This window comes from Pseudomonas sp. GW823-FHT06B06, from assembly GCF_058795195.1.
On the sequence record NZ_JBXAHO010000016.1, the window covers coordinates 78,195 to 92,972 of the forward strand.

12 protein-coding genes are annotated in these 14,778 nt (G+C 59.5%); 1 reads left to right on the top strand and 11 read right to left on the bottom strand.

What is annotated here, in order from left to right:
* Positions 1-47: 47 nt before the first annotated feature.
* From AC1Q8Q_RS16560 to AC1Q8Q_RS16610, 11 genes are all read right to left on the bottom strand, one after another.
* Positions 48-398: a flagellar protein FlaG gene (locus tag AC1Q8Q_RS16560; RefSeq protein ID WP_492615263.1), complete on the bottom strand. Its 351-nt coding sequence runs from the start codon at positions 396-398 to the stop codon at positions 48-50.
* Between the two features lie 73 nt (positions 399-471).
* Complete coding sequence (locus AC1Q8Q_RS16565) at positions 472-1,890, bottom strand: flagellin N-terminal helical domain-containing protein (RefSeq protein ID WP_492615264.1); 1,419 nt, start codon at positions 1,888-1,890, stop codon at positions 472-474.
* 251 nt (positions 1,891-2,141) lie between these two features.
* Entirely contained in the window at positions 2,142-3,071 is a 930-nt protein-coding gene (locus AC1Q8Q_RS16570; RefSeq protein ID WP_168757440.1) for a ketoacyl-ACP synthase III, read from the bottom strand.
* 315 nt (positions 3,072-3,386) lie between these two features.
* The gene (locus tag AC1Q8Q_RS16575; RefSeq protein WP_168757439.1) at positions 3,387-4,979 is read right to left on the bottom strand and encodes a flagellar hook-associated protein 3; all 1,593 of its coding nucleotides are present in this window, start codon (positions 4,977-4,979) and stop codon (positions 3,387-3,389) included.
* A gap of 13 nt (positions 4,980-4,992) precedes the next feature.
* Positions 4,993-7,002, bottom strand: coding sequence for a flagellar hook-associated protein FlgK (flgK, locus tag AC1Q8Q_RS16580; RefSeq protein ID WP_492615265.1), 2,010 nt, complete (start codon positions 7,000-7,002; stop codon positions 4,993-4,995).
* A 16-nt stretch (positions 7,003-7,018) separates the two neighbouring features.
* Entirely contained in the window at positions 7,019-8,302 is a 1,284-nt protein-coding gene (gene flgJ, locus AC1Q8Q_RS16585; RefSeq protein WP_020796939.1) for a flagellar assembly peptidoglycan hydrolase FlgJ, read from the bottom strand.
* Between the two features lie 11 nt (positions 8,303-8,313).
* Positions 8,314-9,402, bottom strand: coding sequence for a flagellar basal body P-ring protein FlgI (locus AC1Q8Q_RS16590; protein WP_042955327.1), 1,089 nt, complete (start codon positions 9,400-9,402; stop codon positions 8,314-8,316).
* A gap of 27 nt (positions 9,403-9,429) precedes the next feature.
* A complete protein-coding gene (gene flgH / locus AC1Q8Q_RS16595; protein WP_020796937.1) occupies positions 9,430-10,125 on the bottom strand; it encodes a flagellar basal body L-ring protein FlgH in 696 nt (231 codons plus the stop codon).
* Between the two features lie 52 nt (positions 10,126-10,177).
* Entirely contained in the window at positions 10,178-10,963 is a 786-nt protein-coding gene (gene flgG, locus AC1Q8Q_RS16600) for a flagellar basal-body rod protein FlgG (RefSeq protein ID WP_008055493.1), read from the bottom strand.
* A 45-nt stretch (positions 10,964-11,008) separates the two neighbouring features.
* On the bottom strand, positions 11,009-11,749 hold the full coding sequence (locus tag AC1Q8Q_RS16605; protein WP_020796936.1) for a flagellar basal body rod protein FlgF: 741 nt from the start codon (positions 11,747-11,749) through the stop codon (positions 11,009-11,011).
* A 322-nt stretch (positions 11,750-12,071) separates the two neighbouring features.
* Positions 12,072-13,631, bottom strand: a complete 1,560-nt coding sequence (locus AC1Q8Q_RS16610) for a sigma-54-dependent phenylalanine hydroxylase transcriptional regulator PhhR (protein ID WP_020796934.1) — start codon at positions 13,629-13,631, stop codon at positions 12,072-12,074.
* Between the two features lie 277 nt (positions 13,632-13,908).
* Between AC1Q8Q_RS16610 and phhA the strand changes: the two genes are divergently transcribed.
* Positions 13,909-14,700, top strand: coding sequence for a phenylalanine 4-monooxygenase (gene phhA / locus AC1Q8Q_RS16615; protein WP_020796932.1), 792 nt, complete (start codon positions 13,909-13,911; stop codon positions 14,698-14,700).
* Positions 14,701-14,778 lie beyond the last annotated feature (78 nt).

A 14,778-nucleotide genomic window follows, 5' to 3' on the forward strand; every position in this document is an offset into this window, starting at 1 on the left:
TGACCAGGAACGTCTTAAACAGCGACAGCAACAAAAATCATGCCAGCTCAAACTTTGTCGTCAAACAACAAGCTACTGGCGTCCGACAGACTTTGTGCCAGTTTAAGTGCAGCTTCCGATGGGATCTGACGAATCACCAGTCCCGTTTCGGTAGCAATGACCTTGACCACGACCCGACCAGTGGAATCATCAATGGAAAAATCCAGATTGCGCTGGGCAGCCTGGACAAACTCCTGAATATCAGTGACAGCTTTTTCCAGCTCGTCTCGCTTAGGCTCGACGCTCGAGGCCTTTACCGATTCATTCTTGGGCTGCTCTGGCTTTTCAGTGAAACTCGGTGTTACGCCCTGAGGAGCAACAGCGGGATAGGACTGATTCAACTTGACGCTCATGTCCATGCCTGACCTCCCGATCATGAAAAAACAAAAGGGCGCGTAAACGCGCCCTTCCGTTATTTACCACGCGCTGGAATTAACCCAGCAGCTTCAGTACTGCCGATGGCAGCTGGTTGGCTTGCGACAGGATCGCGGTGGAAGCCTGTTGCAGGGTTTGTTGCTTGGTCAGCTGTGCAGTTTCAGCCGCGAAGTCAACGTCCTGGATCACACCACGAGCAGAGGTGGAGTTGTCCGAGATGCTGCGCAGGTTGGCTACGGTGCTGTCGAAACGGTTTTGTACCGCACCGAGGTCGGCACGCTGGGAGTCGATGGCGGAAATAGCCTGACTGATTACGTCAATCGCGTTCTGAGCGTTGGCAGCGGTAGTCACGTCAGTGTTGGAAACAGTTTTTTTAACGGAAGAAGTAGCGGTGCCGAAGAGGTCGGTAATAGTCGCGGCAGTGCCGCTTACAGAGTAACCGCTGGTGGAGTTCAGCGAGACAGCACCTGTGGCAACCAATGTAGCGGTAAGCGCTGCTGGAGTACCATAGGTACCGGCACCGTTTTTAGTAGCGATCGTGATAGCACCAGCACTGCCGCCAATAGCAGTGAAAGCAATGTTTTCACCGGTGTCGGACTTAATCGACAAGCCTTTGGAAACGTCGTAGTTGACACTGATACCCAACTTCGCAGCGTTGGATTTCAGCTGCTCAGCCATGTCGGCCGCGCTAGTTACACCAATAAAATCGACAGAAGCAGTGCCCACTTGCATGGTGAAAGTAGCAGGAGTAGCAGGGGCAACACCAGCGCCGAATGCGAACTGAGCTTCTGTGCTGGCAGTGGCAGTCAGACCACCGATAGCGCCATTGAACTGGGCTGCGGTCTTCTTCGCAGAGTCAGCAGTGCCAATGGTCAGAGTGGCAGTTTGACCACTACCAACGACCGTTACGGTACCAGTAGTCACACCCGCGCCTGCAGTGAGGGATGCGGTCTTCATCTGCTGGGAGCCGATATTGTTAGCCGATACGTCGCCCAGAGTCATGTTGATGGTCTGGTTGGAGTTAGAGCCGACCTGGAAAGCAGTAGTACCGAAAGAACCGTCCAGCAGGTTACGACCACCGAAAGTAGTGGTGGTAGCGATACGGGTCAGCTCAGCAGTCAAAGCCGAGTATTCAGCGTTGTTCGACTTACGGTCTTCAGCGCTTGGCGAGCCGTTCGCGGAAGCCAGAGCCAGGGTACGCATTTTTTGCAGGATATTAGTGGATTCCTGCATCGCGCCTTCAGCAGTTTGCGCGATGGAGATACCGTCACCGGCGTTCTTGATCGCGGTGCCCAGGCCGTTGATCTGGCTGGTCAGACGGTTGGAAATTTGCAGGCCGGCAGCGTCGTCTTTAGCGCTGTTGATACGCAGGCCGGAGGACAGGCGCTGCATCGAAGTTTGCAGATTGCCGGAAGCTTTGTTCAGGTTGTTCTGAACGGTCAAGGAAGCAAGGTTGGTGTTTACGGTTAAAGCCATGACGAAATCCTCGTTGGATGGATACTTCGGCTTCCGGCCCTGACATCCGTCGGGTTTGGCCTAGAGAACCTACGTAATAGTTATCGTCGTGAAGAGGCTTTGCTTGAGGGGTTTTTTGCAAATTTTTAGTGGCAGGGTGCCAGCCCTTTATTTTCAGGGCTTTAGAGCCAGAAAGCTGGCGCCAGGAAAACGCAAAACGCCCGATAATTTGCGTTACCGGGCATGTTTGTTCACGAGCGCTGAAAAACCGATCAGCCGCGATAGAGAATCGCCGAACCCCACGAGAGGCCCACGCCGAAGCCACTGATGGCCACGCGAGTCCACTTGGAATCGAACACGTGGTTCTGCAGCAGCAGCGGAATACTCGACGACACCGTGTTACCGGTTTCGAGCATGTCCTTGACGAACTTCTCGGGCTCGCCTTCTTCAAAACGACGCGCCACGGCATCGACAATCGCCGCGCTGCCCTGGTGAATGCAGAAGGCGTTGATATCGCTGGCCTGCAAATTCGACTCCTCCAGCAACTCATGCAGATGCGCCGGAACCTTGAGCAAGGCAAAGTTGAAGACCTGGCGGCCATTCATGAAGAACACCCCATCGGTGACCTTCAGATGCGGCGCGCCGGAACCATCAGTACCGAACTTCGACTTGCCCAATTGCCAGACCGCATTTTCGCCCATCCAGGTGGCAGTCGCAGCATCGCCAAACAACATGGTGGTGTTGCGGTCTTCCGGATCGACGATCTTCGAGTAAGGGTCAGCGGTGATCAGCAGGCCGTTCTTCAGCCCTGCCGCCTCCATGAAGCCTTTGATCGCATAGAGGCCGTACACATAACCGGAACAGCCCAGGGAAATATCGAAAGCGGCGACATGGGTCGGCAAGCCCAACTTGTCCTGAACGATCGCAGCGGTGTGCGGCAATCCTTCCTCATCACCGTTCTGGGTGACGACGATCAGGCAGTCGATGGACTCACGCTTCAGTTCGGGACTGGCGGCAAACAGCGCATTGGCTGCTTCGACGCACAGGTCGGAGGTTTCCTGATCGGCAGCCATGCGCGGCAAAAATGCCGAGCCGATCTTGCCAAGGATGAAGGTTTCGTCCTTGTCGAACTTTGCACCCTGGGCGTAGTTATCAACCCCGGCTGTCGGCACGTAACTCGCTATATTTTTTATGCCAATCATTATGGCTTCCCAATAATAAACAGCTGAACATCGCCGCTCGCTGAATCGAGGGCGTCTACAGACAGGGCCTGGCCCCCAGAGGAGGCAACGTCAGGACTCAAGGATTCACCTTGAACAGCCCACCACCTTCACCGCCCGCAGACAGGATACAGTGAAGATGCGCGTTTTGACCGACGGGTCACTCAGAGTTCGATGCTTTATTTGATTTTGTGGTCCGGATCGCGTCCTGCCACGCTTCGTTACATTCAAAAAAGAACCCAAAAAAAAGGCCAGTCGCCTATGACAGGGACCGGCCGCGGAGTGATCAGGGCTGACTCAAAGCTTGTTGAACAGGCTCAGCTGGGAAATCTTGGCGAATGCCAGTTGCGCGGCCTGCAGCATGGTTTGCTGCAAGGTCAGACGCGTCAGCACTTCCGCCGGGTCGGTGTTCTTGATCGAATTTCCGCTCGATTCGTTGATCAGGCCGGTGCTGGTGTTCTGCTCGGTCTGCATGTCCATGACGTTGCCACGGGCACCGATGGCGCCACGGGCAAGGTCGACCTGGTTCTTCGAGTTGTTCAGATTGGCAATGGCCGAAGCCACGGTATCTTCGAGAAAACGTTGTGCGACCGGGTTGCCCTGGGTCGGTGCATCGAGCGCCGAACGCAGCTGGCTGATGGTGTCGAGCACGTTCTGGGTCTGGTGGGTGTTGACCGCAATATCGAACTGATCACCTGCCGCTGGAACCGCCGGCGTGCCGCCGAGGGTAAAGCTGACACCAGCTGCCGTCGCCACGCCAGCGGTCACGGTCCCAGTGGTCACTGGCGTGCTGCCAGCAGTCAACGGACGCGCATACATCTCGAAAGTCCCGGGACCGGTGAACTTCAGCACCGCCCCGCCTTCCGGGAAGAAGCTCTTGTAATCGCTCGCGTTGGTCACTACGGCCTGGGAAATGATCGCAGTCGAAGTGTTGCTCGGCGCGCGGTTGGCGACGAAGCTGTCAGGCTTGGCCGTCAACTGAAAGCTGTGACCAGCGATGACCGCATCGGCACTGGCGGAGTCGGCGGGGGTGTCGCCGGCCTGGAACGTTATGTCCAGCTTGAAGGTCACACCGCGGAAATCGACGTCGGAACCGCCCTTGGCATTCGGATCGAACTTGCCACCGCCACCTGCTTCAGCGGTCACGTCATTACCCGATGCATCGGTGATCTTGTACTGGGTGCTACTGACGAACGACAGGGTATAAGGCTGACCGCTGCGGAAATTCGCATCGAAGGTCGGACCTGAGCTCACCAGACCGGGCGAAAGCGCTACACGACCGTCATCGACGGCGGGTGCGGTCATTGTGGTCGAACTACGTGCAGCATTGATCGCCTGCTGGAAAACGTCCCACCCAGTATCGTTCAGGCCCAGCGACATCGAATCGCCGATTTTCAGTTCCAACTGGGTCTGGTCGCCCTGGTAGCTGTAGGTGCCATCACCATTGCGTACAAATGGCTGCGTGTTGTTGCTGGCGCCGGAGAAGATGTACTTGCCGTTTGCGTCCTTGCTGTTCATCAGGCTCAGCAATTGCTCTTCGGACTGTTTGAGCTCAGCGGCGATGGATTTGCGGTCATCGTCGTTCAACGATCCGCCACCCGCCCGAATCGCCAACTCGCTGACTTTCTGCAGCACGTTGTTGATAGTGTCGAGCACGCCTTCTTCCTGCGCCTGAGCGGTATTCAAGGCGTTGATGTTGGTGGTGTACTGACCCAGCATGGCTTTTTGCTGTTCGAGTTGCAGCAGCCGCGCCGCGCCGACCGGATCATCTGCCGCGGTCTCGAGCTTCACACCACTGCTGGCCTGCTCCGCCGTCTTCATCACGTTGTTGAGGTTGCGCGAATAGTTGGCAGCCGTCGTGGCGTAATACTGTGCGGTAGAAATACGCATGTTCTACGGCTCCTTAAAGGGCATTGATCAGGGTGCTGAAAATTTCCTGCGCAGTCTTGATGATCTGCGAAGAGGCCGTGTAGTACTGCTGGTACTTGGTCAGGTTACCCGCCTCTTCGTCGAGGTCGACGCCCGACAGCGAGTCCCGCGCGTTGCGTGCACCGGTCACGATGGTGTCGGTGGCCGTGGCATCCAGCTGACCCTGCTTGGTCAGGGAGCCGACGGTCGTCACCAGACCACCATACGCTTCGGTAAAACTCACGCCCGGGCTGGTGGCAGTGGCGCCGATCGTAGCCTTGGATTGCAGCCCCAGCAGCGCCTGAGCATTGCGGTTGTCGGTGCTGCTGGCTCCGGTCATGGCAATGTTGAAACTGTCGCCCGATGCCGGGCTGCCGCTGACCGTCATCGCCACCTTGAAGGTTTTGGCAGCGCCGCCGGCATCGGTGTAGGGCACCGAAATATTCAGGTCGTTGTTCTGGCCAGGCACGATGTTCCCGGTGCCGATGCTGGTGCCCTTGGCGTCGAACACTTCATAGGCGGTGGCGCTAGTCATGAGCATGCGAACCGGCATCGATGCCTTGACCGCCGCCTGCACTTCCAGGCGCTGAACCGGGTCGTAGATGTCCAGGCTTGTGCTCAGGGTCGGCTGGCCGACAGCGCCGGTACCGTTATTTCCCGCAGCCTTGGTGGACGTCAGCGGAGCGGCCGTGGCCAGGGTCTTGGTGTCTGTCATGACCGTGGCCATGTCTGCGGCAGAGCTGCGGGTCGGGGTAATCTTGAAAGTGTCGCCGGCATTCACCGGGCCTGCATTGAGGCTCAGGCTGAAGCCGTCGATGACCGGTGCCGGTGTCGCGCCCAGGTCGAAACTGCCCATGTCGGTGTTGTCCGACAAACGCCGTACGCTGTAGCCGGTGGCGCTGGTGAAGGTCACCTGGTAATCACTGGCCGCCAGCTTGCTGGTGTTCTTGATGGTGACGTTCAGGTTGCCGGACGTCGGGTCGTTGTTGGCATTGGCAATGCTGCGCTGGCTGATGGCCGCGGCACTATTGATGTCATTGAACAACGCGGCGCCGAAGTTGCCGCTCTGGTCCAGCCCCTGCCCCAATTGCTTGTTGACCTGATCGGCCACGACCATGGCTATACGCCCCAGGCCGTTGACTGCCGGGGTCAATACATCATTGCGATAACGCAACAGCCCGCCCATCTCGCCGCCGCTCATCACGTTGGTGATGTCGATCGACGAACCGTTGCGATCCATGATGACCGAGGAACGGGTCGGGTCGGCTGGGTCGGCCGCCACGCGCAGTTTGTTGACGGTGTCGCCCACCACCAATGGCTGGCCGCTGCCCAGGTAGATATCCATGCGCCCTTCGGTCTCGGTGACCTGGGTGCCCACCAGTTCATTGAGCTGGCGGATGGTTTCGTTACGCTGGTCCAGCAGCTCGTTGGGCGTGCCGCCCGAACTGCTGACTTCACTGATTTTCTTGTTGTACGCCGCAACGGTCGACGCCAGTTTGTTGACCTGGTCAGCCATCGAACCCAGCTGATCGTTGATGTAGGTACCTTGCTGCTTCAATTGCTGGGAAATGGCATTGAAGCGGCCGCTCAAGCCTTGGGCGTTGGTCAGCAAGGCCTGGCGCGCGGCGTTGTCATTGGAACTGCCAGCCAGAGTTTGCATCGCCGAAAAGAACGACTGCAGGGTCTTGGTCACACCGGTGCCGCTGTCGGACAGCAGTTTGTCCACCTGGGTGGCCTGGCCCAGGTAAGCCTGCGCATCACTGTTGAGCGAGGTCGAGGTCTGCAACTGCGCGTCGAGGTAGCTGTTGTACACCCGACGTACGTCGGCCAGCGTGGTGCCGGTGCCGATGAACACATTGCCGTACTGAATGGAGCTTTTGCTGTTCTGCACGGTTTGTTGGCGCGAGTACCCGACGGTATCGACGTTGGAAATGTTGTTACCGGTAGTCACCAGCGATGCATGGCTAGCGGACAGACCCGACATTCCGATGTTGAGCAAACTCATGGTTCAGACCCTTAGTCTATAAAGGCGTGGTTGAAACGCCCGCCGCAGCGTAGTTCTGATAACTCGTCATCTGCCTGGCTATCTGCGAAATCTTGCTGGCGTAAGCCGGGTCGGTTGCGTAACCGGCCTTTTGCAGTTCGCGCACAAACTGTTCCGGGTTATCGGCCGACTTCACTACATCTTGATAGCGATTATTGGTTTGCAGCAGCGTGACAAGGTCATGGAAGCTGTCCTTGTAGGAGTCGTAGGAACGGAACTCGGCCGTCTCCTTGACCATCTCGCCGTTCCTGAATTCGCTGGTGATCGCCCGTGCCGAATCACCCTTCCAACTGCTGCCGGCCTTGATGCCGAACAGGTTGTGGCTGCTGCTGCCATCCTGGGCGCGCATGACCGATTTGCCCCAGCCGGTTTCCAGGGCGGCCTGGGCCACCAGGTAGCGCGGATCGACGCCAATGCGGTCGGCCGCTTCCTTGGCCATCGGCAGCATGGTGCTAACGAATTCGTCGGCGCTGCTGAAGGCTTTTTTCGCTGGCGCCAAGGGGATTTGTGCGATGGCGCGCCCGTGAATCTGCAGGGACCCGCTCTCAGCTGCCTGGGCATTGGCCAGCCAGTCGCCGTTGTACAAGGGTCCGGAACCGCTGCTTGCGACGCGCTCAGGCAATGGCGCCTTGTTGACCACCCCAGCATTGGTTGGCGTGGCGGAAGGCACCAGGCCCGCGAGCAAGCGATCGGCCAGTTTCGGCGGCAGCGCCAGCCGGCGCTGATTGATCAGCGCCATGTCATTGCGGTGCGCGCCCTCGCCGCTCGGTGCGCTGACCGAACGTGAAGCCCACAATGGACGTTCGCCATTGACCCGCGACAGCGGCCCATGGAGCGCCGTCGTGCCGGCGGCCACCGGGGTTTGCGCAGCGGCTTTCGCGGCCTCTTGCTTGGCGGCGGACAGCGTTGCCGCCTCACCCGGCGCCAGCGGCTTGTTCTTCGACATCTGGCGCATCAGCACATCCGCCAGGCCGATACCGCCACCCTCGCGGGACATCGAAACCGCCAGTTGCTGGTCGTACATTTCCTGGTACTGCTTGGCTTCGGCGGTGTTCATCGGGTTGTCCTTGCCCAACGATTCGGTGGCCGAGCGCATCGACTTGAGCATCTCGCCAAGGAACAGCGACTCGAACTCCTGCGCCACCTTGCGCATGTTGGCGTCGCTGTTCTTGTCGCCGACCTTGAGCTGGTTCAGCCGGTTCAGGTCGGAAAAAGCACCGGAATCGCTGCTGCTGACCCGACCGCTCTTGTTCATGTCCATGGTCGCCGTCCTCAGATCACGATCAGGTCGGCTTGCAAGGCGCCAGCCTGTTTCAGTGCTTCAAGAATCGCCATCAGGTCGCCCGGTGCCGCGCCGACCTGGTTCACCGCACGCACGATTTCGTCGAGGGTGGTGCCCGGGCCGAACTTGAACATCGGCTTGGCTTCCTGCTCGGCGTTGACCCGCGAGCGCGGCACGACGGCCGTCTGGCCATTGGACAGCGGACCTGGCTGGCTGACGATAGGGTCTTCGGTAATGGTCACGGTCAAGCTGCCGTGGGTGACGGCGGCCGGCGAAACCTTGACGTTCTGGCCAATCACGATGGTGCCGGTGCGCGAGTTGATGATGACCTTGGCCACCGCCTGCCCCGGATCGATCTCGAGGTTTTCCAGGATCGACAGGTAATCGACACGCTGGCTTGGGTCCAGCGGCGCGGTGACGCGCACCGATCCGCCGTCGATGGCCTGGGCCACGCCAGGGCCGAGCATGTCGTTGATCTTGTCGACGATGCGCTTAGCCGTGGTGAAGTCGGAACGGTTGAGGTTCAGGGTCAGGCTGTTGCCCTGGTTGAAACCGCTCGGCACGGCGCGCTCGACCGAGGCACCGCCGGGGATGCGACCGGCCGACGGCACGTTGACCGTGATCTTCGAGCCGTCGCGACCTTCGGCATCGAAACCGCCGACCACCAGGTTGCCCTGGGCCACCGCATAGACGTTGCCGTCGATCCCCTTGAGCGGCGTCAGCAGCAAGGTGCCGCCGCGCAGGCTCTTGGAGTTACCGATGGAGGCCACGGTGATGTCGATCTGCTGACCTGGCTTGGCGAAGGCCGGTAAGTCGGCACTGATCGAGACTGCCGCGACGTTCTTCAACTGCACGTTGCCCGAACCCGGCGGCACTTTGATGCCGAACTGCGAGAGCATGTTGTTGAAGGTCTGCAAGGTGAACGGGGTTTGCGTCGTCTGGTCGCCAGTGCCGTTAAGCCCGACCACCAGGCCGTAACCGATCAATTGGTTGGTGCGCACGCCGGAAATGCTGGCGATGTCCTTCAGGCGCTCGGCTTGAGCGTTGAAGGCCGCAGACATCAACAATGCGGCCACCATGAGGCTTTTGAAATGCAAGGTGACCACCTAGAAAGGGAACAGCGGGCTGAGGAAGAAACGGTCGAACCAGCCTGGCTGACTCGCATCGGCAAAGGAACCGGTGCCCGAGTAGGTGATGCGTGCATCGGCGACGCGGGTCGACGACACGGTGTTGTCGGTGGCAATGTCATCGGCGCGCACCAGGCCGGCAATCCGTACCAGTTCGTCACCGGTGTTGAGGGTCAGCCACTTCTCGCCACGCACGGCGATGATGCCGTTGGGCAAGACATCCGCCACCGTCACGGTGATCGAACCGGTCAGGCTGTTGCCCTGCCCGGCCTTGCTGTCGCCCTTGGTCGCGCGGTCACCTTCATAGCTGGCGCTCAGGCTCAGGTCGCCATCGCCGAACGGGTTGTTGGTGGTTGCGCTGCTACCGAACAGCGAGGTCAGGCCGATGCCGGTCTTGCTGTTTTTGCCAATTTGCGAGTTGGCGTTTTTACTCGCCTGGGTCTTCTCGTTCAGGGTGATGGTGATGATGTCACCGACCCGGAACGCCTTGCGGTCGCTGTACAGGTTCTGCTCGAAACCGGCCTGGTAGATCGAACCGTTGTTGGCGGCAGCCGGCAACGGCGTGCGCGGCAACACCGGGGCGTAGTAAGGGTCATTGGGCTTGGGCGACACGGGCACGCAGCCTGCGAGCGCGGTAATCCCACTCAATGCCAGAACAGAGACGAAGCGTTTCATGACCCTACCTCACGGTGCTGCAGGCGGCCGCACGGCCGCCTCATAGACTTGATTACAGATTCTGCGTTACGAACGAGAGCATCTGGTCGGCGGTGGAGATCACCTTGGAGTTCATCTCGTAGGCGCGTTGGGTGGTGATCATGTTGACCATCTCTTCAACGGTGCTGACGTTGGAAGTTTCCAGGGTGTTCTGCAGCGTGGTGCCGAAACCGGCGAGGCCCGGGGTGCCAACTTGCGGCGCGCCACTGGCGGCGGTTTCCAGGAACAGGTTGTTGCCCACCGCTTGCAAGCCGGCCGGGTTGATGAAGTCGGCGGTCTGCAGGTTGCCGATCACCTGGGAAGCCGGGTTGCCGGCGACGGTGATGGACACGGTGCCGTCCTTGCCCACGGTGAAGGTCTGGGCGTCGTTCGGAATGACGATTGCCGGCTCCAGGGCAAAGCCGCTGGCGTTGACGATCTGGCCGTTGGAGTCCAGGTGGAAAGTACCATCACGGGTGTAGGACGTGGTGCCGTCCGGCTGCAGGATCTGGAAGAAGCCGCGACCGTCGATGGCCATGTCCAGGGGTTGCTCGGTGGTTTGCAGGCTGCCGGCGTTGAAGTTTTTCTGGGTGCCGACAATGCGCACACCGGTACCCAGTTGCAGGCCCGATGGCAGTTCGCTGTCCTGGGTCGACTGGGCCCCTGGCTGACGCTTGATCTGGTACAGCAAGTCCTGGAACTCGGCGCGGTCACGCTTGAAACCCGTGGTCGACACGTTGGCCAGGTTGTTGGAAATGGTGGTCAGGTTGGTGTCCTGGGCGGACAGACCGGTTTTGGCAACCCATAGAGCCGGAAGCATTCGATTCTCCTCGTGCGCCTGTTTTACGGCGCGACGTTCTGGTAATTAGCTGATCTGCAAGACCCGAGCCATGGCCTGGTCGTCTTCTTTGGCGGTGTTCATCATCTTGATGTGCAGCTCGAACTGCTTCGACAGGGCCAGCACCTGGGTCATCTCGTCCACGGCATTGACGTTGCTCGACTCAAGGAAACCGGACACCAGCTTGACGCCAGCATCGGCTTGCGCAGGTGCACCGTCCTTGGTGTGGATCGAACCGTCCAGGCCCTTGGTCATGTTCTTGATGTCCGGGTTGACCAGCTTGATGCGATCGACTTCGGCCATGACGCGCGGGCCTTCGCCCATCGCCCGGATGCTGATGGTGCCGTCCTCGCCGACTTCGATCTGCTGTTCGGGCGGCACGGCAATCGGTCCGCCATTGCCGATCACCGGCATGCCATTGCCAGCGCGCAGTACGCCCAAGGCGTCCACCACCAGGCTGCCGGTACGCACGTAGCTTTCGCCGCCATCGGGGTTCTGCACCGCCAGCCAGCCACTGCCCTGCACGGCGACATCCAGGTCGCGCCCGGTCTGTACCAGGGAGCCAGGGGTAAAGTCGGTAGCCGGGCGCTCGGACAAGGCAAACGCACGCGCCGGAAAGCTGTCGCCGAACACCGGCATCGAGCGGGCCTGCTCCAGGTCTTTCTGGAAGCCGCTGGTAGAGATGTTCGCCAGGTTGTTGGCATGAGCCTTTTGCGCCAGCGCATTCTGGCTGGCGCCGGTCATTGCCACATAAAGGTACTTGTCCACACGCTTTCCTCTGCCTGCCGGACGTTTGCCGCCCGATGCTGTACTGAGGTGGCATAAGCAATTTGCAGACCAAGTTGTTTTGGGCGCCGCGAAGCCCGGCAAATAAAGGACTTGAGGGTAATTAGAGGGAAATCGGGGATTGTGTCAGAGACGAAAAACCGGCGGTGTCGTGCCGGTCGGTGGCAAGGCTTGGCCTTGGGCGATGGCCACCGCCGCCTTCGCGAGCAGGCTCGCTCCCACATTGGATCTGCGGCGCACTGAAGATCCCCTGTGGGAGCGAGCCTGCTCGCGAAGAGGCGTGCGCTATCACCGCAAAAATCAGCTAAGACTCTGTCTTGCCCACCTCATAATCACGCAACTTGTTGGCAATGGTGGTATGCGAAACCCCCAGCCTTTTACCCAGTTGCCGACTGCTCGGATGCTCGGAATACAAACGCTCCAGCACCGCTTTCTCAAAGCGCCCGACAATCTCGTCCAGCCCACCCTCCAGCGAAAAGTCGCCAAGTGGCTGACGCACGCCATAATCCGGCAGACGAATATGCTCGGCCTTGACCGTCCCGCCATCGCACAGGGAGACCGCCTGGAACAGCACGTTTTCCAGTTGCCGTACGTTACCCGGCCAATGGTAATGGCTCAGCCGGTCCATGGCCGCGGGTGCGAGTTTCGGCAGCGGGCAACCGATCTGCCGGCTGGCCTGATCGAGAAAGTGCTCCACCAGCGGCGTCAGGCCGTCGAGGCATTCTCGCAGCGGGGGGATGTGCAACGACAGCACGTTCAAACGGTGATACAGGTCCTGGCGAAACTCGCCGCGGGCACAGAGTTCGGACAGGTCGACCTGGGTCGCGCAAATCACCCGCACATCGAGGTAAACCTCCTCATCGCTGCCGACGCGACGGAAGCAGCCATCCTGTAGGAAACGCAGCAGTTTCACCTGCAACCGCGGGCTCATTTCCCCGACACCATCGAGAAACAACGTACCGCCGGCCGTCAATTCCAACAGGCCGAGCTTACCCTCGGCCCGGGCGCCCTCGAAGGCACCAGGGCCATAGCCGAACAACTCGGTCTCGGCCATGGACTCCGGCAGGCCGGCACAATTGAGCGCCATCAGCGGCGATTGCCCACGCGGGCTGGCCAGGTGGCAGGCGCGTGCCAACAGCTCTTTACCGGTACCGGTTTCGCCTTCTATCAATAGCGGTGCATCAAGCGGTGCCATGCGCCGGGCTTCGCGCACCACCGCCGCCATCACCTTCGAGCTTTGAAAGATGCTGTCGAAGCCGCGCAACTCCTGCTTGCGCACGTTATAGATGCGCTCGCCCACCCGGTCGGCACGGTGCAGGGTCAGCACCGCCCCGGCCATGGCTTCGCTGTCGTCATGTTCCGATTGCAGGGGCGCGATGTCGGCCAGGAACACATCGCCCTTGACCTTGACCCGCAGCCCGTTGATCCGCGATTTGTTGGCGCGCACCAGCTCCGGCAAGTCGAAATCCTCGGCGTAACGCGACAAGGGAATCCCCGGCACTTCATCCACCCGCACGCCCAGCAACTGCGCCGCCGCGCGGTTGGCCGCGACGATCGAACCGCCCATGTCGATCGACAACACCGGAAACTCCAGCGCGCCGAGCAACGCATTGAGCTCCATGTGCCGACGCTCACTGGGCATCAGCCCTACGCGCTTGACACCGAACACCCCGGCAATCGCTTCGAATTTCGGACGCAGCGCCTGGAACTGGATATTGATCAGGTTCGGACAGTGCAGGTAAATGGCATTGCCATGCTCGCCCCCCACTTCGCCCCGAGCGACGTTGATGCCGTACTCGACCAACAGGTTGAGAATGTCGCGCAGGATGCCGATGCGGTTCTGGCAGTGGACTTTGATACGCATATAGAGGCCTGGACAGTGGTGAAGAGGCCCCTCGCAGGATTTTTTCTGCAGGAACGCTCACTTTGTCGTCAAGATTATGTGACAGGTGAAGAGCTTTTCCTACCCGCCAATCTCAACATCTACGCGATGACGCCCAATACGTAACGAAAACTTTACGAATTGACCGTGAATTTCCCGCACAGGACGCGTTCCACCGGCTGCATCGATGCAATTGTTGGGGTATTCCTAGGTCCAAAGCAGTACATAACAAGAACGAATCCCCTAGCAGGAGAGCAGCATGAAGCAGACGCAATACGTGGCTCGTGAGCCCGATGCGCAAGGTTTTATCGACTACACCGCTGAAGAACACGCGGTGTGGAACACGCTGATCACTCGCCAACTGAAAGTGATCGAAGGGCGTGCGTGCCAGGAATACCTGGACGGTATCGAAAAACTCGGCCTGCCCCACGACCGCATTCCGCAACTGGGCGAGATCAACAAGGTCCTCGGTGAAACCACCGGCTGGCAAGTCGCCCGCGTTCCGGCGCTGATTCCCTTCCAGACCTTTTTTGAGTTGCTCGCCAGCAAGCAGTTTCCAGTGGCTACCTTCATTCGAACCCGCGAAGAGCTGGATTACCTGCAAGAGCCGGACATTTTCCACGAGATTTTCGGCCACTGCCCTTTGCTGACCAACCCCTGGTTCGCTGAATTCACCCACACCTACGGCAAACTTGGGCTGCAGGCTTCCAAGGAAGAGCGCGTGTACCTGGCGCGCCTGTACTGGATGACGATCGAATTCGGTCTGCTCGACACCCCGCAAGGCCAGCGCATCTACGGTGGCGGCATCCTTTCTTCGCCCAAGGAAACCGTGTATTGCCTGTCGGATGAGCCTGAGCGCCAGGCATTCGATCCGCTGGAGTGCATGCGCACGCCTTACCGGATCGACATTCTGCAACCGCTGTATTTTGTGCTGCCGAACCTCAAGCGCCTGTTCGACCTGGCCCACGAAGACATCATGGGCATGGTCAAGCAAGCGATGCAGATGGGTCTGCACGCGCCAAAATTTCCGCCAAAACCAAAAGCCGCGTGATCCGCAGCTTTTAGCATCAAGTGAGCCTGTCCGGAACCGACGCTTTGCTTTAGCGTGGTGACATTGACGGCCGAATTC

What these genes read in the sequence shown, in the direction of transcription:
- AC1Q8Q_RS16560 (WP_492615263.1), bottom strand. Translation starts at nt 398, where the DNA reads ATGGACATGAGCGTCAAGTTGAATCAGTCCTATCCCGCTGTTGCTCCT.
- AC1Q8Q_RS16565 (WP_492615264.1), bottom strand. Translation starts at nt 1,890, where the DNA reads ATGGCTTTAACCGTAAACACCAACCTTGCTTCCTTGACCGTTCAGAAC.
- AC1Q8Q_RS16570 (WP_168757440.1), bottom strand. Translation starts at nt 3,071, where the DNA reads ATGATTGGCATAAAAAATATAGCGAGTTACGTGCCGACAGCCGGGGTT.
- AC1Q8Q_RS16575 (WP_168757439.1), bottom strand. Translation starts at nt 4,979, where the DNA reads ATGCGTATTTCTACCGCACAGTATTACGCCACGACGGCTGCCAACTAT.
- flgK (WP_492615265.1), bottom strand. Translation starts at nt 7,002, where the DNA reads ATGAGTTTGCTCAACATCGGAATGTCGGGTCTGTCCGCTAGCCATGCA.
- flgJ (WP_020796939.1), bottom strand. Translation starts at nt 8,302, where the DNA reads ATGGACATGAACAAGAGCGGTCGGGTCAGCAGCAGCGATTCCGGTGCT.
- AC1Q8Q_RS16590 (WP_042955327.1), bottom strand. Translation starts at nt 9,402, where the DNA reads ATGGTGGCCGCATTGTTGATGTCTGCGGCCTTCAACGCTCAAGCCGAG.
- flgH (WP_020796937.1), bottom strand. Translation starts at nt 10,125, where the DNA reads ATGAAACGCTTCGTCTCTGTTCTGGCATTGAGTGGGATTACCGCGCTC.
- flgG (WP_008055493.1), bottom strand. Translation starts at nt 10,963, where the DNA reads ATGCTTCCGGCTCTATGGGTTGCCAAAACCGGTCTGTCCGCCCAGGAC.
- AC1Q8Q_RS16610 (WP_020796934.1), bottom strand. Translation starts at nt 13,631, where the DNA reads ATGCGTATCAAAGTCCACTGCCAGAACCGCATCGGCATCCTGCGCGAC.
- phhA (WP_020796932.1), top strand. Translation starts at nt 13,909, where the DNA reads ATGAAGCAGACGCAATACGTGGCTCGTGAGCCCGATGCGCAAGGTTTT.